Raw genomic sequence first — 24,559 nt, 5'->3', positions numbered from 1 at the left:
TGGCGCGATTTGCGCCCGGTTGCGTCGGGCGGGCGGTCGAACCGTTCGCCAGGCGTCCGGTCAGAACACGATGATCCGGGCGCGCGCGATGTTCATCACCCGCGCATAGGGCGTCATAGGGTCGCCATCGCGATGCGCCGCAACCCGCACGACCGGAAAATAGGTTCCGGGCCTGGCAAAGGCATATGTGGTAGTGACGCGCATCTGTTCTACAGGGCTAATATCCCCGCTGGCCCGATAGCTGCCCTTCCCCTCGAAATCCCATTCGACCGAAACGAGCTTGCCGGCACCCGGCGGCACGGCAGCAGTGGCGATGAAGCTGACTTGTTCGCCCACCATGACTTCGGCGCGATCGCCGCCATTGACCATCAACTCCACTATCGGCTGAACGCCGCCCCGCTGGACGGGATCGGCCGGCACCTCGATTTGACAGTCTGTGACGTTGTAGCTGGTTTCCGAAGGCTTCTCGCCGATTTCGACCCAGCGGGCGAGATCGCGAAGCCCTTGCTGAAGCGCGCCGGCGAAGCTGACACTATGCGCGTTTGCGCGCGCATCCTGCGGATCATCATGCTGGGCATGATCGATGAACCAGATGGCGACATCGTCGGGCGCGCCGCTGCGAATATTCCGCCGCACCTGTCGATAATAATGATCGGCCTGCCAGGGCAGGGCGTCGATATCCATCATCGTTTCCAGGATCAGCATCTTGCCTTCGGCTTTGCCGCTGGGGACCGAGCCGGCGACTGTGGTCGCTGCGTGCGGGCCATAAAGGCTGGGTCGTTGCGGATAGATGGGCGCACCGGCATCGTCGCGAAACTGATCCCAGGCGGGCAGGTCGTCACGGTCGGGCACCTGATGCCGATGATAGGTCTGCACCGCCAATGCAAAGCTGTTGTCGATCCGCACCCGATCGCCCGGTTTGATGCTTGCCAGGACCTGCGGATTGACAGCGAAAGCGACAGCCATCGGATTATCCGCCTTTGGTCCCAGGGGCAGGATGCCGCCTTGTCCCTCGCCGCTCAAGATAATGAGCTGGGCGTCGGCGAAATCCTTGTCGGGAACCTCTGCAAACCGCAGCAGCTTGCGCGGTCCTTCGACGATGTCCTCGATAATGGTTTCGAACTGTACGCGCGCGGCATGGATCGAACTGGCCGGGTCCGCGCCCAAATAGCCCGGCTTGCTCCAGAAATCGGCATTATAGCCCGGATCGGCCACCATCAGCGACGGGATGTTGTAGCCGAGATACCCGCTGTCGAGCCGGTCATGGTTCCACCAGCCCTTGAGCGGATAGCCCATCAAGCACGCCTCTCGCAGCGCGGCGGCTTCCTCCTCGTCCAATGTCGCATAGGGATCGCCCGTCCCGCCTGGGTTGATGGCGTCCATGACGGCCGCCAGCTTGTTGCGCTGGCGCAGGACGCGCAACGCATGAACGCGGATGGTGAACATGCTCGGCAACGCATAGGGCGTGCCCAACACATAGGGCAGGAAGCCATCCCAGATGCCGGTCGTATTCTCCGACGCGCCCATCACCTGATAAGAGCCGCCCGATCCACCGAAAAGATAGCCATAGGGCCGATGATCGCCATAGATGCGCGCAGCCACTTCGCGCGAGAATTTTGCGGCGGCGGCGTTGACGCGATAAGCACCGATCGTGGGATCGGCTATCCGCATCCGCTCCATCCCACCCAGGTTCGTCTGGACATAATAAGCGCCGCTGTCGATCGTGAAGCCAAGATCGCCCATGGCAACGTCGAACTGGATCGGGAAGGGGCCGATGTCCGATGTCAGCGCCATGGGATATGTGTTGTGGAAGAACCGGCCCCGATACTGGTGCTCGGGCGGGAAATAGAAGGAGAAGCGCGCGTCGGTCCCGGTGAACCCGCCATGGACATAGCGATGTGGAACAGGCTCGCTGCGCTGCTCGTCCACCTCGACATAGGGCTTGTCATATCGCGGATCGACCGTGTCGTGACCGACATGAAAGGGCGCTGTGAGCGTGTCTGCCAAACGGACCATCTTCGCCTCCAGATCAGGGGACAGGCCGGGGTGTCCGGGACACCCCGGCCTTCACGACTTCGCCATGGCCGAACTATTATGTTTGAGCTGGTTGAACGGCAGGTTGCGGTCCAGGCTTGGTTCGCGCGGCAATTCGAGATGGCGTTCGGAGATGATGTTGCGCTGCATCTCCGTCGTGCCGCCACCGATACGGTGGGTGCAGACGCGATCCATGCCGATCACCGGTTCTTCCTCGCCGGGCAGCACGGCGACGCCGGCCGGTCCGACCAGTTCGGACAGCAATGCGGTGCGACGCACTGCGGTGTTGGCCGCCATCAGGCTGGAGAGCGCCCCGCTCGTCGGCGGCAGCGCGCCGCTGCGAATGCCCTTGCCCACGCGGGCGGTGGTCATCGCATAGACCGCGTCGATGGCGATCGCTTCACCGATCAGCACGCGGGCATGGCGGTCCTTCTCCAGCCCCAGTTGCCGGGCGGTGTCGAGATAGGATGTCTGGACCTCGATCGTCTCCGCCTTGGCCGGCGTGCGCAAGCCGATATGCCAGCCACGCGCCATGGAGATGCGCTCCTGGGCGAGATGGGTCTGGGCGACGGTCCAGCCGCCATTCACCTCGCCTACGACATGGTCCTCGGGAATTTCGACATCATCGAAAAATTCCTGGCAGAAATGGCTGCCGCCGCGGACCAGCTGGATCGGGTTGATCGTCACGCCTGGCGCGCGCATGTCGACGATGAACATGGTGAGGCCCTGATGTTTGGGCACGGCGGGGTCGGTGCGGGCAAGGCAGATGCCATAGTCGCAGAAATGCCCGCCGGAGGTCCAGACCTTCGAACCGTTGATGACCCATTTGTCGCCGCGCTTTTCCGCGCGGGTCAGCAGGCCGAACAGGTCGGAACCACCGGAAGGCTCCGACAGCAGCTGGCACCACATATGCTCGCCCCGCAGCATCGCCGGGATATAGAGCGTCTTGAGATGCTCGCTGCCGTGGGCGAGCAGGTCGGGAAGCACGATGTTGAAGGCGTTGCCAAACACCCAGGGCAAGCGATAGGGCTCCGCTTCCTCCAAGAAAATATCCTCGAACCGCTTGTCGAGGCCCTGGCCGCCATAGGCGGCCGGCACGGTGATACCGGCCAGGCCACCGTCCCATAAAATCCGTTGCGAACGCCGGTCCTTGGCGATCTGATCGCCATCACCCAGGTCGCATGGCTCTTCCTGAGGATCGCGCGGCGGCATGCGGCCAGCCATCCATTCGCGTGCCTTCAGCCGGAAGGCGCGCTGCTCATCGGTATCAAGATGCTCGGTATTCATGAGGCGACCCTCCTTCAAAGACCGGCGAGCGCGCATAGCCGCTCATGATGCGCGGCCGGCGTTCCCCAAAGGGCCTCGTTCGACACGGCGCGGCGGAGATAAAAATGGATGTCATGTTCCCAGGTCATGCCGATGCCGCCATGCATGTGCAGGCAATCGCGCACGATCTCCGTTCCCCATTTGCCGCACTGGCTCTTGGCGACGCTCACCGCGATCGCGGCATCGGGGGACTCGTCCTGAATCGCCTTGGCTGCATAGGCCGCGGCAGCCTTCGCGCCCTCCAACTGCGTGACATGATCGGCCAGGCGATGCTTGAGCGCCTGGAACCCGCCGATGGGACGGCCGAAGGCATAGCGCTGCTTCACATAATCGAGCGTGAATTCCAGCGCGCGATCGACCACGCCGACCGTTTCGGCGCACTGAAGCGCGACCGCCACCTGCAACTGACGTTCCACCTGCGCCGCGGCCGCCCCCGCTTCGCCGACCAGCGCTTCGGCGCCGATGACGACATCCTCGAAGCGCACATGCGCGAGACGCCGGCCAAGATCGACCAGTTCGAGCGGGAGGATAGTGACGCCGGGCGTATCGGTCGGGATCAGAAATTGCGACAGGCCCGCATCGCTGCGTGCCGTGACGAGCAGATGTTGGGCGATGGCGGCATCCTGTACATAGCCGGCGATGCCATCGATCACATGGTCGTCGCCGCGCGTGGTTACGGCAAGCCCACCCGGCTCGACGCCCGACTGGGCGCCGGTGCCGCTCAGGCACCAGGCGGCGATCGCGTCGCCGGACACCAGCGCCGGCAAAAGGGCGGCCTTCTGCGCGTCCGATCCGGCCTGCGCGACAGCGAAAGCGACAGTAGCGACCGCATGGAAAGGACCGGAAAAGACGACGCGGCCCAGTTCCTCCGCAACGATGGCGGCATCGACCACTCCCTGAAAGCCTTCGGAAAAGCCACCATGGTCTTCCGGCACGAAGAGGCCCACCCAGCCAAGTTCGGCGCCCTGTCGCCAAACGGCGGGGTCAAAGCTCTCATCCTTGTCCGCCAGTCGGCGCAATGCGCCGATCGGGGACTGCTCTTCCAGAAAGCGGCGCGTCGTCTCCTGCAGCGCGATCTGGTCTTCGGTCAGGCCAACGTCCATGCATCTCTCCAGCGAAATTGAGCGGCTTAGAGCATAGTCGGCGGGCGGTGCGCCACGGAAAACATGGAACAAGGCCCCAGCAGGGGCAGGGTATCGCGGTATCGATCAAACGCAGCAGAGCAAATAAGCCATAGCGCGCACCAAATGAAATTCCTCAAAGCCACTTGCGATCGATTACTAGAATGTTAGTATGGCTTAGGGCCGGAGAGCTCGGATAATTGGGAGAGGGGATTCATGCTTATTCGCACGTCCATGCTGCTGTCCGCGAGCGCGATCGGCCTGCTGTTGAACAGCACCCCCGCCGCCGCCCAGGAGCCGCCAGCGCCTGCGGCCGAGCCTGTGGCAACGAGCCCTGGCGAGATCATCGTCACCGCGCGCAAGCGGCAGGAATCAATCCTGAAAGTGCCAGTAGTCGAAACCGTTCTATCGGGCGAACTGGTCGACCGCTACCAGGTGACCAACCTCAGTTCGATTGCGACCAAGGTGCCCGGTCTATCGCTGGGCAATCAGGTGCTCACGATCGGCACGCAAGTGTCGATTCGCGGCGTGGGCACGACCACGCTGGATGCGGGCGTCGATCAGTCGGTCTCGCTCAACATCGACGGACTGCAACTGACGCAGGGCCTCGCCTTTCAGGCAGGCATGTTCGACCTGACCCAGATCGAAGTGCTCAAGGGACCGCAGGCTTTGTTCTACGGCAAGAACAGCCCCGGCGGCGTGATTGCGATCCATACCGCCGACCCCGGTCCAGAAGCCGAATTCAGCCTCCGTTCCGGCTATGATTTCGAAGGCCGCGAATGGCGCAACGAGGCGATCGCGTCGGGGCCTGTGACTGACACGCTGGGCGTGCGGCTGGCGGCCATGTATTCCGATTCGGACGGCTATTTCCGTAATCGCGCCATCGCCAACACGGCGATTGGTGGCCAGCAAGCCCGCAGTTCGCGCTTCGGTGCAACCAAGTCGCTGATTTTGCGCGGCACCGTGATCTTCAAGCCTACGCCCGAGTTCACTATGCGGCTGAAGGCCAATTATGCGCGCGATCGCCAGCAGGGCGGGGCGGTGACCCAGTTTGTATCCTGCCCGGACGGCACGGCGCCGCTCATCCCGACGCTCGATTTTCTGGCGGGAGAGGATTGCAAGCTTGATCGCACGCTCAACCTTTCGGATATTGATCCCACAGCCTTTCCCGGCGTTCCCAATAATGGCCGGACCTTCCAGAACAACACCCAGCGCTTCGGCACGCTGGAAATGGGCTATGATGTCACCGACGCCCTCACGCTGACCAGCACGACCGGCTATTATCATCTTCATGGCGACGGACTGATCCAGGGCACGACAACGCCTGCGGCGACGCCTTTTTCCTCCTATAACGAAGCCTACCGCCGCGATTTCACGCAGGAATTGCGGCTCGACTCCGATTTTACGGGGCCAATCAACGTCTCGCTCGGCGGCTTCTATCAGAATAGTCGCCTTTCCAACCGGCTGGACCTCATCACCAATCGCAAGCTCGGATTGCCGCTGCCGCCGCGGCTGGGCAATAACAAGTCCACGCTGGACATCGAGGCGGCGTCGCTGTTCGGGCAGGTGCGCTGGAAAGTCACACCTCAACTGGAACTGGCCGGCGGCGTCCGCTGGACCGACGAGACCCGCACCGATGAGGTCGTGGGACTGGCCACGGGCACGGCCATACCGATCGCGCTTGCCGATCCCGACGATCCGACCAATCCCGACAAATATACGTTCAAGCCCGAAATTTCGTCGAACAACCTGTCGCCCGAATTCACCATCACCTACACGCCGACCGATGACCTGACGCTCTATGGTTCCTATAAGCAGGGCTATAAATCCGGGTCGTTCAGCATTTCGCGCATCCTGTCGACCGGGGTCGATCCGTCCTTTGGCGATGAGGAGGTGCGCGGCGGCGAACTGGGCCTGAAAATGCGGAGCGCCGACCGCGCGCTCTATCTCAACCTGGCGGGCTATTATTATAAATATAAGGGGTTGCAGGTCGGCGTCAGCCTGCCGACCACGCCGGGCAATGCGCCGCAGAACACCACGATCAACGCGGGATCGGCGCGCATTTACGGCCTTGATTTCGACCTGACCTATCGTTCACCCCTGATCGAGGGGCTGAGCCTGCGCGCGGCGGTCAACTGGAACCATGCCCGCTTCACCGATCTGGTCGGCGTTCCCTGCTATGGCGGCCAGACGATCGCCAATGGTTGCGACCAGGTGTTCAACCCGGTCACCGGCCTTTACACCGCCCAGGATCTGACCGGGGACCGGCTGGTGCGCGCGCCCGACTGGCAGGCGACCTTCGGGGCCGACTATGACTTGCCGATCGCCGGCGGAAAATCGCTCCAGTTCGGCGTGGATGGGCAATATTCCTCCAAATATCTCACGCTGCTGGGCGATCGTGCCGATTTCTATCAGCGGGATTTCGTCAAGCTGAACGGATCGATCACCCTGCGCGGACGCGACAATCGCTGGGAAATCGCCCTGATCGGCAATAATCTGACCGATCAGGTCACATCAGGCAGTTGCACCAACATCAATGCGCAGGCGGGGCAGGTGCTGGGGGGTCAGATCACGGGCGGGACCGGGGTCGGTCCGGCTGGCACGGACGAGATCATGTGCCGCGTCGACCGGGGTCGTGAACTCTGGACGCGCGCGACGATCCGGTTTTGATCAACGGGGGAAAGGGGAAGCCCGTCACTGGACTTCCCCTTTTTTGAACCGGATTTTTTCCCCGGAAGTTGGCCGCCCGGCGGCCAACAGAGCATTTCAGCTCACCATCGCGGCCTCGCCTTCGGCACATTCCCACAATGGCTTGCGCTGAGTGGGTAGCGGCTCTTCGGAAATGATCCACTTGCACATCCGGCGCAGCGGTTCGATGCCATCCTGCGGGCCGACAAGGCCGGGACCGTTGAAGGCATAGCCAAGCTGCACGAAGCGCTGGCCGCCATGCAGCGCCATCTTGTGCCGCAATTCCTCGCGCAGGGTTTCGGGGAAAATGCCAATGGTCTGGGTATAGGCGTCGACCACCGCCAGCACTTCATCCACCGTATCGACGGGGATCAGGTTGACCGTGCGGTCAGCGAGATATTCGTAGAAATCGACGCGATCGGCGGTGTGGGAGACGATGACCGCCCCTTCACCTTCCTGCCCCCCGATCACCGTATACCAGTCCTCGTTGAGCCGCAGCGCATCGACTTGTGTCTTGAGACCCGGATCATAGCGCTTGGGCTTGGTGCTGATATCCTGCGGCAGGCGCAACATCGCTTCGTAAACCAACTGACCCAGCCGTTTGAGCGTTTCGATACCATCCTCGTCCGTGCCGCACAGGACATAGCACATGCGGCAACTGACGCAGGCGGTCTGGTTGCCGGTGGCGACATCAACCGCGATGCGGGAAGCGGTTTCCTCAAGCTGCTCGGGCGTTTCCAGCGCCTCGGCCCCCACCACGCTCGCGCTCCGCTTGGGATCGAGCGAGATCAGCTCCAGTCCCGGCTGGATATATTTGGTCACATGTTTGACGCCGGCAAAACCGCCCCAGGCAATGATCTTCTCGATATTGTGGGGTTGGTAGAGCTTTTGTTCAAATGCTTCGTCGCCACCGCGCCAATAGGCGACCGCCACATGTTTGGTGATGGGATGGTCGGGCGCGAACTGGCACATGGTGCGGGCGATCGCGCCGGTGGTGAAGGGATCGTTGGACGGCACCTTGATCAGTGTATCGCTGCGCGTCACTGCGCCGCGCAGGATGCTGAGCGCGCCGATGACCGGCCCGTTCCCTGCAACGACATGGAGGGATCGGGCGCCATAGGCCCGGATCGACACGCGCGAGCCATTGATGTCGCGCGGAACCCAGCCTTCCAGATAGGGCACACCGACGCTGAATTCACACATGCGCCGCACCCGGTCCCGGTCGAACATGGCGGGGAGGTGATCGAAGAAGACGTCCATGATCGGCTTGGTCGTCGGCGCGGTCGCATAGCTCATCTCGCGCGCTTCGAGCAGCAGGTCATTCTTGCGCACATCGCAATGCGCGCCCAGTTCTTCCAGGAAATCGAGGATCTGCTCAAAGCTCAGATCGTAGAGATCCTCCATCTTCGACGGGCTGCCGAGCGGCAGGCGATCGACAATCTTGTGGGGATCGGGCGCGAGGAAAGTGATGTCGCCGCCCCGGCCGCCAAATTCGACCAGATCGCTTTCGACCACCTGGCCACGGATGACGGCGTAGGAAATGGGTCGCTGTGTCATGTCAAATACTCTCGAAAAAAGGTCAGGCTTCGATCGCGGTCAGATAATCCATCGCTTCGGCCTGGGCCGAAGGCGTGGCGGCGCAGCTGATCTTGTCCTCTCCGCCGAGGAAGTCGCTGACGCGGCCAATCTGCTTTTCCAGGCCATAGCTTGTCCGGCCGCAGGGGCAGGGCGTATCCCAGTCGATGGTCGCCATGTCGCCGGTGATCAGCCCGCCCCAGGCGCTTTGATGCGTCATGTCGAAAAAGGCGTAGCGGCCGGTCTGCACGCCCGAACGGGGCAGGGGCTGGCCGCTGTCGATGTCGAGCAGATAGGGCGTGACCATGGGCGGCACATGGTAGCGATCATGCTCGCACAGCACGGAATGGCAGTTGATTTCGGTCATGCCATAGGCCGACAGCATCCGGTCGACGCCGAAGAATTGGCAGATCACCGCTTCGGCGTCCTCGGCGAGCGCGACACCCTTCCCGCCGCCGCCGCCCATGACCACCGAGCCTGGAGCAAAATCGGCGATGATGCCATCGGCCAGCCCCTTCTTCGCAACGGTGTAGAACATGTTGGTAAGCCCCATCGCGGCCACCCGTTCACCCTTCAGTTGCGCTGTCACCTGCTGGATGAAGGCGGCCTGCTGGGCGGGCATGTCCTTTTGCACCGCTTCCCATTCGGCGCGGCGGGCGAGCAGCGCGGGCGGCACGTCGATGCGCGAGGCATCGCCCGCCGCCGCCGCGGCGCGCAGCCGCCCGGCCAGCCACATGAGATCGCTGCTGATCTTGAAGTTGAAGGCGCAGTGCAGGAAGGATTCGTCGTCGCCGCAAAAAACCTGCTTCGTATAATGATGGCCGCGACCACTGGTCGCATGGCCGTCGCGATAGCCCGGCGAGACGACATGGATCTTCTCATGCAGGTCGGCGTCGGTCGGCTCGACGCCGAAACGCTGGAGCAGGTCGATGCGCAGCCCGGTCATCGAGATCAGATAGTCGCGCTTGGACTTGGGATAGAAGGAACAGGTGCCGCTGCTGCCCGAGGAGGTGGCGACATCGAGCGGCGTGGCCGCCTGGATGCGCATCAGCCAATCGTCGATCGAGGCGCAGCCGTCCGTATCCACCTGAGTGACGTCGTGGACTGTCAGCCGGTCGAGCCATTTGGCGATCTGATCGAAGCGCTGCTTGGCCAGCAGCGAGATCGGGTAGGATTTGTAGATGTCGTGCGGCAGGAGCAGCGGCGCCATCGCGTCGAGCGTATCGACGCGGTCGATGTCCTGCGCGTCGGCGAGCTTGGCCAGCACCGCAATCTGGCCGCGTCGTTCCGCCAGCCGCAGGTTCATGGCGGCGAGCTGCACCGCTTCCATCTGCGCACGCGGTACTGAATGCAGCCGCGTAGTCGAATAGCCGAAATAGGCGTGCGGATCATCCATCCAGGCGCGCGCCTGTTCCTCCACCGACCGAGCGCTCGTCGTTCCGGCCTGGCTCGTCTGCGCCATGCTCGCCATGCTCTCCCTCCTCTTTTTGTGTTGCGCGGGACGAGTCCCGCCGGCCGATCATGCGCGCGGTCCTAAAAAGAATCAACCATGTGGTTGATTGCTGGTTTGTCAGCGGCGGCGAGACCGGCTAGACCCAGGGCATCAATGCATTGAGGGACAGACCATGGCGGACCAGGAGGGCGCAAAGCCGAGGAAAAAGGCGGCGAAGGCCGATCCGGCGGCGCCGCCGCGGGTGCGCCGCAGCTATCTGCGCGCGCCCGAACGCCGCGCGCAGATCATCGCGGCGGCGCAGCAGGTCTTCGCCCAATCCAACCTGAAAGGCGCGCGAACCCGCGATATCGCCAAGGCGGCAAAAGTGAACCAGGCGACGCTCTTCGAACATTTCGCGTCAAAGGAAGAATTGTTCGAGGAAGCGGTGGTGAAACCCCTGCTGGATACGATGCGCGGCATGAACGAGCGCATCCCGCGTTACGCGGCGGCGGCCACGCTGGAGGACATGCAGGCGCTGGGCCGTACCCAGACCCAGCGGCAGATCGAGACCATGTTCGACATTTTTCCGCTGCTGGCGGCGGCGCTGTTTTCCGATCTGGAACAGGGCAAACTCCTGTATCGCGAGCAGGTGCTGCCGCTGCTGCGTGCCCGCGCCGAGGCGATCGCGCCGCTGACGCGCGAATCGCTGGACCCGGAAACGGTGGAATTCGCGGTGTTCGGCACGATCTTCGCGCTGGCGATGCACCGCAACCTGTCGGGCGCGGCCTGTGACCCGGCGAAGCTGGCGGAACAGGTGGCGACGATCATCACGACCGGCTTTGCCCGGCCACGCGGGGAGGAGTGACGGACGCACTGGCCCGTCTCGTGGAGATGGAGAATATCCGCCTGCGCACAGAATTGCTCGGCTAAACGTCCGGTCAGCCAAAGCGGATGCGACCGCCGCTCAGCACCAGCGCATCGCGCGCGATCACCCGCGCCTCGAACGCAAACGCGCCGTCCGCCAGCGTCCACCAATGGATGTCGAGGCTGTCGCCCGGAAAGACGATACCGGCAAAGCGCACCTCGATCGCGCGAACGCAGGCGGCGTCGCCGTCAGCCAGTCGTGCGGTCAGCACCCGCGCCGCAATGCCCAGACTGCACAGGCCCATCAGGATCGGCCGGGGGTAGCCGGCGGCCCGCGCCGTAGGCGGATCGTTATGGAGCGGATTGCGGTCCCCGGTCAGGCGATACAGCAGCGCCTGTTCCGGTCGGGTGGTGGCGCAAATACGGCCATCGGCCGGCCGCTCAGGCGCCAATCGTTGGCGCGGCACGCCTGCCGCGCTGCCGCCAAACCCGCCATTGCCCCGCAGCAGCAGGGTCGACCGGACGATCGCCAGCGCGTCCCCGTTGGCCGTATCGACCAGCGTACGCCGCAACCGCAGGATCGCGCCGCGCTCTGCCCCCTTGTCCCACAAATGCTCGATCTCGGCCGTGATGGCGACCTGGCAGGTCGCAGGAAGCGGGCGCAATATCTCCATCGCCTCTTCCCCATGCAACATGCCCGCGAGGTCTATGCCATAGGCCGGGCGGAGCAGGGGGCTATCGTCCATGTTGACGACGCCCGCCATGGTCGGAAAGGCGAGTGCTTCTTCTTCCAGCACATAGGGCAGAAGGCGCGGGTCATCGACCGCCGCTGCGCCAAAACCGATGCCCAGATTATAGATCACCGCATCGCGCGCGGACCAGCCATGGCTTTGCGCCCAAGGACCGTCGGCGAGGAGCGTGTCGGCCTGCAAAGGCCGCACCATCGGTAGCAAGGGCTGTGCCATCGGCAATCTCTCCTATCGTCTCAATGCTGATGCGGCTCCATCGCCGCCCCGTCAACTGCGCCCCAGCCTCTGGCACCGGGCGGGCGAACACGCTAAGCGCGCGATAATTATGGGAGGGATCGACATGGGCAATATTATCGTGACGGGCGCTTATGGCGCGCTGGGCCGGGCCGTCGTGGCCGAACTGGGTGCGCGCGGCCACGCCGTCGCGGCGGTCGATCTTGCGCCCGCGCCCGAAGGGTTCGAGGCGCGGCTGGCGCTCGGCGGCGTCGACCTGACGGACGAACAGGCGGTCGAGGCGGCCTATGCGCAGGTTGCGGCGCAGTTCGGATCGATCGACGGCTTGGTCAACATCGCGGGCGGCTTCGTGTGGGAACCGATGGAGGGCGGATCGCTCGACAATTGGGACCGCATGTATCGCATGAACCTGCGCACTGCCGCGGTCTCGTCGCGCGCGGCGCTGGGCCATCTGCTCGCCGCGGGTGGCGCGATCGTGAATGTCGGCGCGGCAGGCGCGGCGCAGCCGGGCATGGGTATGGCCCCCTATGCCGCGTCCAAGGCGGGGGTAAGGGCGCTGACCGAAAGCCTGGCCGAGGAAATGCGCAGCCGCAATGTCCGGGTCAACGCCATCCTGCCTACGATCATCGACACGCCGACCAATCGCGCCGACATGCCCGACGCAGACCGTTCCGGCTGGGTGCGGCCCGAGGCGGTCGCGCGGGTCGTGGCATTCCTGCTCTCGGCGGAATCGGCGGCGATCACGGGGGCCGGCATCCCGCTCTCCCTCGCCGGCTAAGAGCACTGCCCCGGCCGATGCCGCCCTGATGTCGTGCAATAACGCGTTGGCGATATTGTAGCGAATCGGCGCGGCAAATCCTTGTCCCTGCGCCAGCCAGGCGTAGCCTGCTCGAGGATCGGGACCATTCATGGTCCCGGCTGAGGAGAGACGATCATGGCCAGCCGCGACGACGCCCTGTCCCACTTGCTGGACAAGGAGGCGATCCGGGAACTGGTGCTGCTCTATGCCCGAGGCGTCGATCGCAATGACATCGACCTGCTGCGTTCGCTCTATACCGATGATGCGGTCGACAATCATGCCGACACATATCGCGGCCCGGCGGCGGGCTTCCTCGATTTCATGGCCAGGGCGATGCCCCGGATGCTCTACAGCGGCCATCATATCTGCAATCACCTGATTGCGGTCGACGGGGACGATGCGCAAGGTGAAGTCTATTGCATCGGCTGCGACGTGCAGCCCGACGGCGCGGGCGGGCTGCGCCAGCATATGATGGCTGTGCGCTATATCGACCGCTATCGCCGCTGCACGGACGGCAAGTGGCGTTTCGCGCATCGGGAGGTCAACTATGATTTCCGCAACCTGCTGCCGATGACGATGCCCCTTTCGCCCCGTCCCGCGCCGCAGGACGATCCGAGCATGACCATCCTGTCCGATCGACTCTTCGCCCGCGGCGCGCGCGACTGACGGCGCGGCAATAGCGGAGGCGGGGACCGCCCGCCGCCGGCTACTCCCCCCTTATGTCAGCCGATCAGCTCGCCACATCCCAGCGCAGCGGCAGCTGGAAAATGGCCGTCGTGAACCCGACCGACACCTTGATCTCTGCATCCGGCCGCAAGGAAAAGCGGGGGATCGCCTTCAGCCATTCCTCCAGCATCACGCGCATTTCGGCCCGCGCCAGGAAGGTGCCGGCACAGCGGTGGATGCCCGCGCCGAAACTGGTATGGCCGCCCGATTCACGGTCGATGTCGATGCGTTCGGGATCGGCATATTCGGTTTCATCCAGCGCGTGCAGGATGATCGGCGTGGCAATCAGGTCATCGGCCTGCAAGGTGACGCCGTCCAGTTCGATATCCGACGTCAGCACGCGCATGTTGATGCCGATCGGAAAGCGGCGACCGAACTCGTCGACCGCACGCGGTACGTCCCCGGGATTGTTGGCGAGCCGCTGCTGGAGTTCGGGGTCGCCGGCCAGATAATGCATGGTGAAGGACATCAGCGCCATCACCGTGTCCAGACCCGCAAGAACCAGCGTCCGGCAAATCTTGATCGCGATCTCGCTGTCGACCGGCTCGCCGTTGATCTTGCCCGACGCCACCGCGCTGATGAGATCGTCGCCCGGATTATCCCGCCGCGCGGCGATGATCGGCCGCAGATAATCGGCGAAGCGGTTCATAATGTCTTCCTGAGACACTGAACCGTCGGAATGACCATGATGGAAGATGGTCGCCATCCAATCCGCCAACTGGGCATAATCTTCCATCGGAAGATGGGCGAGGCGGAAAAAGGCGCCGATCGGGAAGTGACGGCCGAAATCGGCCATGAAGTCACACTCGCCCTTGTCCTTGAAGCCTTCGATCAATTCGCGCGCATAGACCCGCAATTCCGCCTCGATCTTCTGGATCGCGCGGGGCGAAAGCGCTTCGTTGAGAAGCGCACGCAGCGGCAAGTGACGCGGCGGATCGGCCGTGATCGGCAGCAGGTCCGACAGGCCGCCCGCTTCGCGCGGCGCCATGATAATCGCCGAAGAGAAGGTTTTGTGATTGCGCAATACCGCGCGGAGCATTTCGCCATTGGTCGTCAGCCAGTGGCCGCCATTGGCCGTCGTCCACATGATCGGCTTCGATACGTCCCGCAACGCTTTCCACGCATTGGTGACGTCGCCGCCGTCAGGCGCCGGATTGTAGATGTCGAAATGCACGACCCGATCGTGCGGCACATAGCTGGGCACGGAAAGTGATTCTGCCGTCGTCGCCATTGTCATCCCCTACCATCGCAAGCGCAGGCCTGCCTTGCCTGCACCATAGTATATATGGACGATACCGTCTATTTAATTTGAGTCAATGTCGGGCCGGACTTTAGCGATTCCATCGGCAGCCATGCCGCGCAGAAACAGGGCGACCGACCGTTCGATGAACTGGTCCAGCGCGACATGATCGACGTCGTCCACCAGCAGGAAACGGTGACCCCGCGTCACCAGGGCGCAAAATTGCACCATGGCTTCTTCGGGATCTTCCTGCCGCAGGGCACCGTCGGCGATCAGGCCGTCCATATAGCGCAGCAGCGGCGTCAGCGTATCCAGGCCGGACTGATAAACCGCCGCGGCGATGAGTGGAAAGCGATGCTGTTCAAAGACGGCGAGGCGCAACATGCCAAAGGCCAGATGGTCGCGTTCCTGATATTGGATGGCGCGGGCAAAATCGCGCAATGTGTCGGCGACAGGACGACCGGCGGTCGCGACCGCCGCGACGCGCTCCTGCACCGGACGGCTGGCCTTCAGGCCGAGCGCGCGGAACAGGCCCTCCTTGTTCCCGAAATATTTGTAGAGCGTCATCTTGCTGATCTGGGCGCGGCGCGCGATCGACTCCATCGACGTCCCGCTGAACCCGTGGGTGGTGAATTCATCGAGCGCGTGGGCCAATATCCGGTTGTGACGATCCGCTTCGTCGATCTTGCGCGGCCGACCCCGTGGCGCCCGCTTCGCCTCGCCTACCGGCAGCCCGATATCCTTGTTAGATGACGCCATGCCCCCTCTTGTCAGGCTACGGTCGGCGCAGCAAGGGCAGGGGGTGGAGCGCCCCTAGCGTCATGTCCATCAACAATCGTTCGGGCGAGCGGCGTGGCGGGCGGCGACAAAGCCGAAGGTCAGGCTCGCGCTGATGCTGGCGCCCGCGCCGGGATAGGACGGCCCGCACACGCATGCGGTGGAATTGCCGCAGGCATAGAGGCCGGCGATGGGCGTGCCATCCTGCCGCAACACCCGCGCATGTTCGTCGGTGACCAAGCCGCCGCAGGTGCCCACGTCGCAGGGATAATAAGCGACCGCGTAGAAGGGCGCCTGCTCGATCGTGCCGAGCGACGGGTTGGGCCTGTGCGTCGGATCGCCCAGATAGCGGGCATAGGCCCCTTCGCCGCGGTGGAAATCCTCGTCGCGGCCATTGCGGGCGAAGCCGTTGAAGCGGTCGATCTCGGCGCGCAGGGCATCGGCCGGGATGCCGCATTGCTCCGCCAGTGCGCCGATAGTGTTAGCCCGCTTCATATAGCCGCTCTCAAACCATGTTTCGGGCGTCTTGCCCGGCATGGCCTGGCCGAACATATAGCGTTTGCGATGGCGGGCATCGATGATGATCCAGGCGGGAATCGCCGGCTCCGCCTGATGCCGCGCGTAGAAGTCCAGCCCTTGGCGAACATAGGATGTCGCTTCGTTGGTGAAGCGGCGACCCTGCTGATCGACCAATATGGCATGGGGCCGGGCATGTTCGAACACTGAGACATTGGGGCTCCCGTCAGGCAGCAGCGTGCCGGGCACCCACCAGCACAGGTCCATATTCTCCACATCGGCGCCCAGCGCCATCGCCGCCTGCTGCATTTCGCCCGTGTCGCCGGCATTGCTGACGGTCCATCGCGGGTCCGATGGCTGGCGCAGATGTTGCGCGCGCATCTGCGCGTTGCGGGCAAAGCCGCCGGCGTTGATCAGCACGCCCGAACGTGCGCGCAGGACGGTCTTGCGCCCGTTGCGCATGACGGTGACGCCTGTGACCGCGCCATCCTCCACCAGCAGGTCAGTGACCGGCGTATCGAGCAGGATCGGCAGGTCGTTCCGCAGCGCGATCTGGAGCAGACGCCCCTGAAGCGACAGGCCGATGCCGACCAGACGCTTGCCGCGCAGGCGGTTCTGCATCATCCGCAAGCCGACGGTGGCGAGGGTCTTCTTGCTGGCCAGCGTGCGGCCATACAGGGTGAGCTTGCCCGCCTCATGCGTCATCACCGGCGGGACCGCAGGCGACCAGCCGATCATCGACGCGGCCTCGCCCAGATCATTCATGTCGAAAATGGCCGGCACGATCGCGCGGCCGCGCGGCAGGCCGCCGGGATATTCGCCTTCATGATAGTCGGCATAGCCTTCGGCATGGACGAGTTTCATGCCCTTGGCGCGCAGATAGTCGATCGCCGCCGGCGCTTGATCTAGGAAGGCGTCGCGACGCGCGCGGCTCGATCCCTTGGTGAGCGGGCCGGCGCAGGCGTCGAGATAGTCGCGGGCGAGGTCAGGGCGGTCGCGCACGCCCGCCTCGCGGCCCGGCGCATTGCATGGCACCCAGACGACGCCTCCCGACAGCGCGGTGGAGCCACCGAACGTCGCTTCCTTCTCGATGATCAGCGCGGTCTTGCCCGCATCCTTGAGCACCAGGGATGCGATCACCGATCCGGCGCCGCTGCCGATGATGATGAAATCATAGTCGGTGCGGTCCTGGTCCACGCGCCGTCCTCTCCCTCTGCCTGTTGATCCGGCGATCATCCTGTTCTTATGCCGGGCCGGCGTTGGGGCTGGCAAGGCTGGCGCGCGCCGGGACGCAGGCATCGCCCCGGCGGGCCGGCCGGGTCAGAGCAGCTTCAAATGGCGCAGATCCTCGACATATTTGGCGATCAGCGCTTTCGACACGGCGGGGACGTCAAAGCCCGCCGCTTCCGCCGCGGCGCGGAACCGCTCGGCGGGCAAATGCATCCGTCCCCCCGGCGTCTGGTGATGACGATAGGGGTCTAGGATGGCGAGCACCGATTGCTGGCGCTGATCGTCGGGCAGCGCGCGCAACACGGTTTCGAACCGGTCGATCCAGGCGTCATATTGGTCGATCCGCTCGATCGGGCATCCCGCCTCGACCATCCAGTCGACAAAATCGTCGAGCGAACTGCAATCCTCATGCGTGCTGGCCAGATTATAGCTGTGATAGCCGGGACGATCGCTGGCGCCGATCGCGGTCAGGACGTCGGCCAGGAAATCGACGGCAAAGCCTTCATAACGGCCGCGCGGGCGGCCATTGGCGGTGTCGGCGGCGTAGAAGGAGCCTGGCGCAAGGCCGGTAACGGCCAGGCTGTAGAGCAGCCGCGTAAACATGTCCGGCACGTTGAGCTGGCCGGCATAGCGGCTATGCGCCAGGATCATGCCTGGGCGGAACACGGACACGGGCACGCGGCAAAGGTCGAATGCTTCACGCAGCAGAACCTCGCCCGCCCATTTGCTGATGCCATAGCCATTGGCATAGCTGTCGTTCATCGTGCAGCGCGGGATCGTCACCCGCACATCGCCATCTTCGTCGACCAGCATTTGCGCCACCGTGTTGATGCCCAGCGTCGAGAGGATGTTGAGTCGCTTGATCCGGGTGTTGATGGCAAGCCGGATCAGCTCGGCCGTTCCCGCCACATTGGCCGCGAACAGCTGGTTATAGGGCAGGAGATGGTTCACATGCGCCGCCGGATGGACGATCAGGTCGACCGTTTCGGCAAGCCGCGTCCAGCTTGCCGCGTCCAGCCCAAGATTGGGCAGGCCAATGTCGCCGGCCAGCACTTCCAGATGATCGGCCGCCAGGGTGCGGAAATGGTCCAGCAGCGTCTCGTCGCTGTCGAGCGCCGCCTCGATCCGCGCCCCCGCCTCCTGCGCGTTGGCGCCGCGCGCGATGCAGATCAGCTTGCCGCCGGTCGTCGCCAGCCGCTCCAGCCAGGCCAACGCCTGGAAGCGGCCGAGATAGCCGGTCGCGCCGGTCATAAACACGGTGCGGATTTCTCCGTCCGGCGGCGGCAGGGCAGGGGCGGCGGCCAGTGTCGCTTCGTCGATGAATTTGTGAAGCGCAAGGTCGCTCGCTTCGACCAGCGCGCTGTCCGCGTCATGGACGGACGCGAAGGTCGGCCGCCGCGCGCTGTCGCCCGTGCCGCGCGCCACCTCGATATAATCGGCGATGCGTTGCAGGCTGCCGGTGGGATCGATGATAACGCCTACCGGCACCTCCACGCCGAATATCTCCTCAAGCAAGGTCGAGAAGGTCAGCGCGGCGAGCGAGTCGCCGCCCAGCTCCACGAAGCGCGCATCGGGCCGGACGTCGCTTGCGCCGACGCCCAGCGTTGCCTGGGTGGCGCGGTTGACGGCGTCCAGCACCGACATATCGCCGCCGCCAGCGCGCAATGACCGCAGCACATCGACCTGGTCCTGCGCCAGCTGCGTATAAATTTGTTCAAGCCTCTCGCCATAGCGATCCTTGAGCTTGGGCCGCTGATGCTTGCCGACTTCGGACAGCAAGCCGTTGCGCAGGCTGAAAGGCTCGGTCTCTATCAGGAAGTCGCGCGGCACTTCATAGCCGTTGAGCCGCTCCTTCTCGGCGATCTGCTGCAACGCCCGGCGCAGTTCGGCCTTCACCGCGTCATGCCCGCCCGGCGCGCCAAGGCGTTCCGCCAGTTCCTCGCCGGGCACGATCACCGCGACCAGAAAGGCGCGCTCGCTGGTGCCGTAGAGATAGATTTGGCGGATCGCGGGACTGTGTACGTAAAGCGCCTCCAGTCGGGAAATCGCGACGAATTCGCCCTGCGACAGCTTGATGACGTTGTTGCGGCGATCGACATAGACCAGATGGTCGGGCGCCAGTTCCGCCATGACGTCGCCGGTGGCGTAATAGCCGTCGGCATCCATCTTTTCCGCGGTAAGATCGGGCCGTTTATAATAGCCGCCCATGAACCGGCTGGGCTTCACCAGCAGTTCGCCGCGCGGATGCGGCTTGTCGGTGGAAAAATAGCCCAGTTCGGGCACGTCAGCGAGTTTATAGTCGATCACCTGGTTCCGCTGGACCTTCCAGTCGACCAGCACCGTGCCGCCCGCCATTTCGGTGGAGGAATAGCCGATCGCCATATGGGTATCGAGCATGGATTCCATAAATGCATAGGTTTCCGGCGCGAGCGAGGCCGATCCGCAGCCGACCGAGACCAGGCGTCCGCCCAGCAGCCGCTCGCGCATGTCGCGCTTCACCTCCGCCTCGGCGGTGGCGATGTCGATCCCGGCCGCGACGCGCGCATCGACGTCGGACAGGAAGCGGTGATAGAAAATTTCGCACACGCGCGGAACGAGAGAGGCCTGGGTCGGCCGCACCAGCGCCAGATCCTCGAACAGCGTGGACAGGTCGCTTTTGGGCGAGCAATAGCTTGTCCCGCCGTTGGAAAGCGCCATCAGCAAATAGCCATTTCCGACCAGATGGCTCATCGGCATGAAACTGAGCGTGATCGCGGTCATGGGATTATGGCCGGTCCATGTGTTCATGCACAACGAATGGGTGAACATCGCCCCCTTGGGCGTGCCGGTCGAACCGGACGTGTAGAAGAGCCAGCCGAGCGGGTCTTCACCCTCGGCGGGCTTGTAGAGCGACGGTTCCTCCATAGAACGACCGCGCGCGATCACCTCGCCCAGCGTATCGACGACGACCGCCCGACCTTCGCGCGTCAGCCGCGCGCGGGCCTCCGCCAGCGCGTCACGATGGTCATCGTCGCGCTCGTCGAAATCGAACACGACGAGCCGGGGAGGGGTGATGCCCGCCAGCACCGCGTCCACCGCATTGTCGACATAGTCGATGCTGGTGGCCAGGATGCGCGGCTCGGTCTCTGCAATGATCGCGGCGTGCTGGCTGGCGGGCGCGCTGGTCTGGAGCGGCACGTTGACCGCACCACGATGGGTGTTGGCGAGCAGCAGGGTCGCATAGTCCGGGCTGGTGAAGCCCAGGATGCACACGAAGTCGCCGGGGCTGAGGGGATTTGCGCCGTTATGATGCCACTCGCTGGCAATCGCGCGCGCATTGGCCCACAAATCGCGATAGCTGATCGTCTCGAACCGGGGCAGCAGCTTGAGCATATGACGTCCGGTCGCAGGGTCCATGACCAGCTCACGCGCCCGCTGGCCCAGCGCGGGCCGGTCGGCATAGCCTTCCATCACCGTGGCCATCGCCTCCGCCACGCTCAGGCCCGGCCGCGTCTTGGCCGCCACTACCGAATCCAGCGGTGCCGAGTCACGGAACTGCGTATCGCGCGCCATCAACATGCCGATCCGGTCGGCCTTGCGCTGCGCATATACGCTATCGTCCATTTCCACCACTGCCATATTCGCCTCCGTCTCACCCTTGTCTGTCCAGATGACAGGTAACATGCACAAGCTGATGGTGATTACAACCAACTGGTTGGTTTATACGATCGGCCCGCTACCGCGCTGTTTGCCGCTTGGCGCATTTCCGCGGGAAAACCATGTGGAGGGTTGAGCGGTCATCGCCATGGCGGTATCGCAACGGTGCGGCCTTTCGGTGCCTGCCCGCGTGGCGCTAGGCAGTCGATATAGCGTGCTGCGCCAGGGCGCTGGCGAAGGAGAGCTGTGCGGATGACGATCGAAGCCTATATTACCGGCGTGGGCCAGTCAGAGGTCGGCATCCGCCTTGCACGGCACCCGATGCTGCTGACCGTAGATGCGGTGAAGGAAGCGCTCGCGGATGCAGGGCTGACCATCGGGCAGATTGACGGCGTGTCCACCTATCCCGGCAAGACGCCCAATTACCTCGGCAATTCCCCCATCGGCTCGGACGACCTGATCGACGCACTGGGGATCAGGCCGACCTGGCATCAGGGCGGTGCTGAACTGACGTCGCAACTGGGCGCGGTGGTCGCCGCCGTAGGCGCGATTCGCATGGGCCTGGCCCGGCACATCATCTGCTTTCGCACCCTGTATGAAGCCGCCGCGCTGGCGCGCCCCGACGAATATCCGTCCCATCGCCGGGCGAAAGTGTCCGGCAGCTCACAATGGACGGCGCCCTTTCATGCAGCGTCGGCGGCGAACTGGATCGCGCAATATGCGATGCGCCATGTGAAACGCTACGGCCTGACCCGCGAGCAGCTCGGGCAGATTTCCCTCACCGCCTATGCCAACGCCATGCGCAATCCCCGCGCGCTGGTCCGCAAGCCGCTGACGATGGAGGATTATCTGTCCTCCCGCATGATCTCCACGCCCTTCTGCCTCTATGACTGCGACCGCTTCACCGATGCCTCCACAGTGTTGATCGTGTCGGCCGGCGACGCGCTCGACGAAATCAGCGCGACCCCGATCCGCATCGCCGCCAGCGCCGGCGTGGTCGAACGGCATAGCTGGGACCAGGCCGAATGGGTCGCGGCCTATCCGACCGGACAGGATCTGTGGACCCGCACCGACTATAGCGTCGATGATGTCGATACGGCCCAGCTTTATGACGGCTTCAGCTTCAACGCGATCACCTGGCTGGAAGGGCTGGGCTTTTGCGAAGTGGGGGAGGGCGGCCGCTTTATCGAGGGCGGGCAGCGCATCGCATTGGACGGCGAACTGCCGTTGAATACCGCCGGGGGGCAGATCGGCGCGGGGCGGCTTCACGGGTTCGGCTTCGCGCATGAGGCGGTGGTGCAACTGCGCGGCGCCGGGGGCGACCGACAGATCGCCGGCGATCCCAGGGTCGCCGTCGCCGCATCGGGTGGCGGTCCGCTCGCGACCGCGCTGCTGCTGGCGCGGGACTGATCGCCCGGCCGATCATACAGCGAACGGCGGGGCGCCGGCCCGCGGCACTGCGAGCGGCATGACCGGCCGGCGGACGATCGGCCTGCTTGAATGACGGGCCTCAGTCCTCCTGTCGCCCCGCCTTCATGGGCGCCGACATGGCGAAGGGCAGTTCCGGCGAGCTGATTGTCGAGCGGGTGCCATTGCCATGGATCAGAGTGACCCGGCCGAGCGCGGGCGTGACGACCACGCCGGTCATGGCGTCGATCCAGGCGTGCAGCGCCGCCCTGGCTTGCGCCAACGGATCGCCGTCGACGACAGCATCCCCGGACACTTCCAGCTCCTCTTCCAATTCAATGATCCGGTCGGCGGCGGCGCGAACGCCGGTTGTGCGGTCTTCGGTCATGGACATTCCCAAATGGTCAACGGAGTCTTCTGAAGGCGGCTGGAACAGCCAGCGTCTCGCAGGACGCGCAAAACGGCGACAATCGGAACAATGATCGATTCAGGCCAATTGTTCATCGCTTTGGGGACAAGGTTGCTCCACCTGTCCTGACGCGAGAAGGTGGGGCATGATATCGCCCCGACGGCGCGCCAATGCCCGAGCATCTTGGGCCACCGCTGCGGTGCCTCCGTCGGTTGCGCCCGCGCCGGTCAGTGGCGCGGGCATCATCGACCTTGCCTCAGAAAGGCAGGTCGAACAGCTTGACCGCGTTGGTTTCCAGCACCTTCTTGCGCACCGAATGGTCAAAGCCGCCCAGCGTCTTCAGGATATGCTGCTGAACCCCCGGATAGAGCGAGGTCGGGTGCGGATAGTCGGTCTCGAACAACACCTTGTCGACGCCGATTTCCTCCAGCAGCAGCTTGGGGCCGACTTCCTCGAACCAGAAGGTGACCCAGAAATGGTCACGGAAATATTCCTTGGGCCGGCGGCTGAGCAGCTTGGAGCCGTTGGGCAGCATTTCGTTGAACTGATGCTCATAGGCTTCAATCGCGAACGGCACCCAACCCATGCCGCTTTCGACCAGACCGATCTTCAGCTTGGGGTGGCGATCCAGCCGGCCGCTGACGATCCAGTTGCCCAGCGTCGCTGCATTGCCGATCGAATACATGGTCGATGCGATCGACAGCGTCTGCTCAAAACCCATGCCCTGCCAGGCAAGGTCGGCCGGGTTGATCGCAGCGTTGAGGTGAAAATTGATCGGACGGCCGCTTTCCGACAGGATGTCCAGCGTGGGCGTCCAATAATCATCGACGAAGGAGGGCAGGCCCAGCCGCTCGGGCGTGTCGGGCAGCACGAAGCCCTTGATGTCCATGTCGATGCAGCGCTTGGCCTCGGCTTCCATCGCCGCCTTGTCCCACAGGGGCAGGTGACCCATGGTGAAGAGGCGCTGGCCCGACGCCTTCTGCCGTTCCGCGCCGGCGTCATTATAGGTTTTGAGCACTTCGATCGCGAGTTCATTGTCACCCAGCGACATCAGCGAGCCGGCCTGGGTGACACCCGAATTATGATAGCAGATCTGGGCATGGACGCCCATGTCGTCCATCGCCTGGAGCCGCGGCTTCATTTCCCAGGCGCCCGGATGCCCTTGTTCCAGCTTGGGGAAGGCGAGACGGCCGAGCAGCTTGTGGTTGTCCGCGCGGATCACATTGCCGCCGGTCGAGCCAAAGTCGCGGTCGCCCACGAACCAGCGATCGACGCCGTTCTTGCGCTGGATATAGGGTGCCCGGTCTTTGAGCCGCGCGGGGAAGCGCGACGTGAACAGGTCGGGCGCTTCGGTCATGTGGGTGTCGCAATCGACGATCTTGATGCCCTGGAGGCTGGGATCGAGACCACGCGATTCGGCGCTGTAATCGACTTCGCGCAGCACGCCGCCGTCGGAAAATCCCTCGTCCGACCAATATTTCTTGGCTGAAGTCGAAAGCTCCGCCGTCTGGTCCTCTGCCATTTCATGCTCCAATAAGTTTCAGCTTCCAATTTCGCAGTCCGCGCCATGGACTTCAACTGCGGGGTCAGCGTCATCGCTGGGGCGCTATATGGGTTTGCGGGCGTGTAACGGGCATTGAAAAGGCGCGCTTCTTTCCAGCCGGTGACCTTGGGTCAGGAGACAATCCGACAGCAGCATGCAGCGGAACAGCCGCAGGCGACCCGCCTTGGGTGACGAGTCCATCAAGAGGGGTCGTGCCGTTCCCGCCGGCCTTCGGCGGTTTCGATTTGAAGCG

The 24,559-nt window shown here is 64.0% G+C and carries 17 protein-coding genes; 5 read left to right on the top strand and 12 right to left on the bottom strand.

Features of this window, described 5'->3' with window-relative positions:
* Positions 1-60: 60 nt before the first annotated feature.
* From C100_RS33235 to C100_RS33225, 3 genes are read right to left on the bottom strand one after another with little or no spacing between them, the layout of a single operon-like run.
* A complete protein-coding gene (locus C100_RS33235) occupies positions 61-2,016 on the bottom strand; it encodes a hypothetical protein (protein ID WP_024019352.1) in 1,956 nt (651 codons plus the stop codon).
* A 51-nt stretch (positions 2,017-2,067) separates the two neighbouring features.
* The gene (locus tag C100_RS33230) at positions 2,068-3,321 is read right to left on the bottom strand and encodes an acyl-CoA dehydrogenase family protein (protein WP_024019351.1); all 1,254 of its coding nucleotides are present in this window, start codon (positions 3,319-3,321) and stop codon (positions 2,068-2,070) included.
* 14 nt (positions 3,322-3,335) lie between these two features.
* A complete protein-coding gene (locus C100_RS33225; protein ID WP_024019350.1) occupies positions 3,336-4,463 on the bottom strand; it encodes an acyl-CoA dehydrogenase family protein in 1,128 nt (375 codons plus the stop codon).
* A gap of 234 nt (positions 4,464-4,697) precedes the next feature.
* On the opposite strand from C100_RS33225, the gene C100_RS33220 reads away from it, so the two are divergent.
* On the top strand, positions 4,698-7,151 hold the full coding sequence (locus tag C100_RS33220; RefSeq protein WP_084625348.1) for a TonB-dependent receptor: 2,454 nt from the start codon (positions 4,698-4,700) through the stop codon (positions 7,149-7,151).
* A gap of 96 nt (positions 7,152-7,247) precedes the next feature.
* Here C100_RS33220 and C100_RS33215 read toward each other — a convergent pair whose 3' ends face one another.
* A complete protein-coding gene (locus tag C100_RS33215) occupies positions 7,248-8,726 on the bottom strand; it encodes an acyl-CoA reductase (RefSeq protein ID WP_024019348.1) in 1,479 nt (492 codons plus the stop codon).
* Positions 8,727-8,748: 22 nt separating this feature from the next.
* On the bottom strand, positions 8,749-10,215 hold the full coding sequence (locus tag C100_RS33210; RefSeq protein ID WP_052028252.1) for a hypothetical protein: 1,467 nt from the start codon (positions 10,213-10,215) through the stop codon (positions 8,749-8,751).
* A 154-nt stretch (positions 10,216-10,369) separates the two neighbouring features.
* Between C100_RS33210 and C100_RS47460 the strand changes: the two genes are divergently transcribed.
* Entirely contained in the window at positions 10,370-11,041 is a 672-nt protein-coding gene (locus C100_RS47460) for a TetR/AcrR family transcriptional regulator (RefSeq protein ID WP_024019346.1), read from the top strand.
* Positions 11,042-11,114: 73 nt separating this feature from the next.
* On the opposite strand, the gene C100_RS33200 is transcribed toward C100_RS47460, so the two are convergent.
* Positions 11,115-12,005, bottom strand: a complete 891-nt coding sequence (locus C100_RS33200) for a MaoC/PaaZ C-terminal domain-containing protein (RefSeq protein WP_084625347.1) — start codon at positions 12,003-12,005, stop codon at positions 11,115-11,117.
* A 124-nt stretch (positions 12,006-12,129) separates the two neighbouring features.
* Between C100_RS33200 and C100_RS33195 the strand changes: the two genes are divergently transcribed.
* Together C100_RS33195 and C100_RS33190 are read left to right on the top strand one after the other, a co-directional pair.
* The gene (locus tag C100_RS33195; protein ID WP_031309135.1) at positions 12,130-12,801 is read left to right on the top strand and encodes an SDR family NAD(P)-dependent oxidoreductase; all 672 of its coding nucleotides are present in this window, start codon (positions 12,130-12,132) and stop codon (positions 12,799-12,801) included.
* Between the two features lie 156 nt (positions 12,802-12,957).
* Positions 12,958-13,488 (top strand): nuclear transport factor 2 family protein, encoded by a 531-nt coding sequence (locus C100_RS33190; RefSeq protein WP_024019343.1) that lies wholly within the window; start codon positions 12,958-12,960, stop codon positions 13,486-13,488.
* Positions 13,489-13,552: 64 nt separating this feature from the next.
* Here C100_RS33190 and C100_RS33185 read toward each other — a convergent pair whose 3' ends face one another.
* From C100_RS33185 to car, 4 genes are all read right to left on the bottom strand, one after another.
* Entirely contained in the window at positions 13,553-14,779 is a 1,227-nt protein-coding gene (locus C100_RS33185; protein ID WP_052028251.1) for a cytochrome P450, read from the bottom strand.
* Positions 14,780-14,851: 72 nt separating this feature from the next.
* Entirely contained in the window at positions 14,852-15,547 is a 696-nt protein-coding gene (locus C100_RS47455; protein ID WP_024019341.1) for a TetR/AcrR family transcriptional regulator, read from the bottom strand.
* A gap of 69 nt (positions 15,548-15,616) precedes the next feature.
* On the bottom strand, positions 15,617-17,278 hold the full coding sequence (locus tag C100_RS33180; protein WP_024019340.1) for an FAD-binding protein: 1,662 nt from the start codon (positions 17,276-17,278) through the stop codon (positions 15,617-15,619).
* Between the two features lie 123 nt (positions 17,279-17,401).
* The gene (car, locus tag C100_RS33175; protein WP_024019339.1) at positions 17,402-20,929 is read right to left on the bottom strand and encodes a carboxylic acid reductase; all 3,528 of its coding nucleotides are present in this window, start codon (positions 20,927-20,929) and stop codon (positions 17,402-17,404) included.
* 270 nt (positions 20,930-21,199) lie between these two features.
* On the opposite strand from car, the gene C100_RS33170 reads away from it, so the two are divergent.
* A complete protein-coding gene (locus C100_RS33170) occupies positions 21,200-22,357 on the top strand; it encodes a thiolase family protein (RefSeq protein WP_031309129.1) in 1,158 nt (385 codons plus the stop codon).
* Positions 22,358-22,457: 100 nt separating this feature from the next.
* On the opposite strand, the gene C100_RS33165 is transcribed toward C100_RS33170, so the two are convergent.
* Both C100_RS33165 and C100_RS33160 read right to left on the bottom strand, forming a co-directional pair.
* The gene (locus C100_RS33165; protein WP_031309127.1) at positions 22,458-22,742 is read right to left on the bottom strand and encodes a hypothetical protein; all 285 of its coding nucleotides are present in this window, start codon (positions 22,740-22,742) and stop codon (positions 22,458-22,460) included.
* Positions 22,743-23,019: 277 nt separating this feature from the next.
* Positions 23,020-24,285, bottom strand: a complete 1,266-nt coding sequence (locus tag C100_RS33160; protein WP_024019336.1) for an amidohydrolase family protein — start codon at positions 24,283-24,285, stop codon at positions 23,020-23,022.
* Between the last annotated feature and the right edge of the window lie 274 nt (positions 24,286-24,559).

The sequence above is a fragment of the Sphingobium sp. C100 genome, from assembly GCF_000508185.1.
GTDB lineage: Bacteria > Pseudomonadota > Alphaproteobacteria > Sphingomonadales > Sphingomonadaceae > Sphingobium.
Note: the sequence above shows the minus strand (reverse complement) of the source record. Positions and strands in the feature narration are given on the sequence as shown.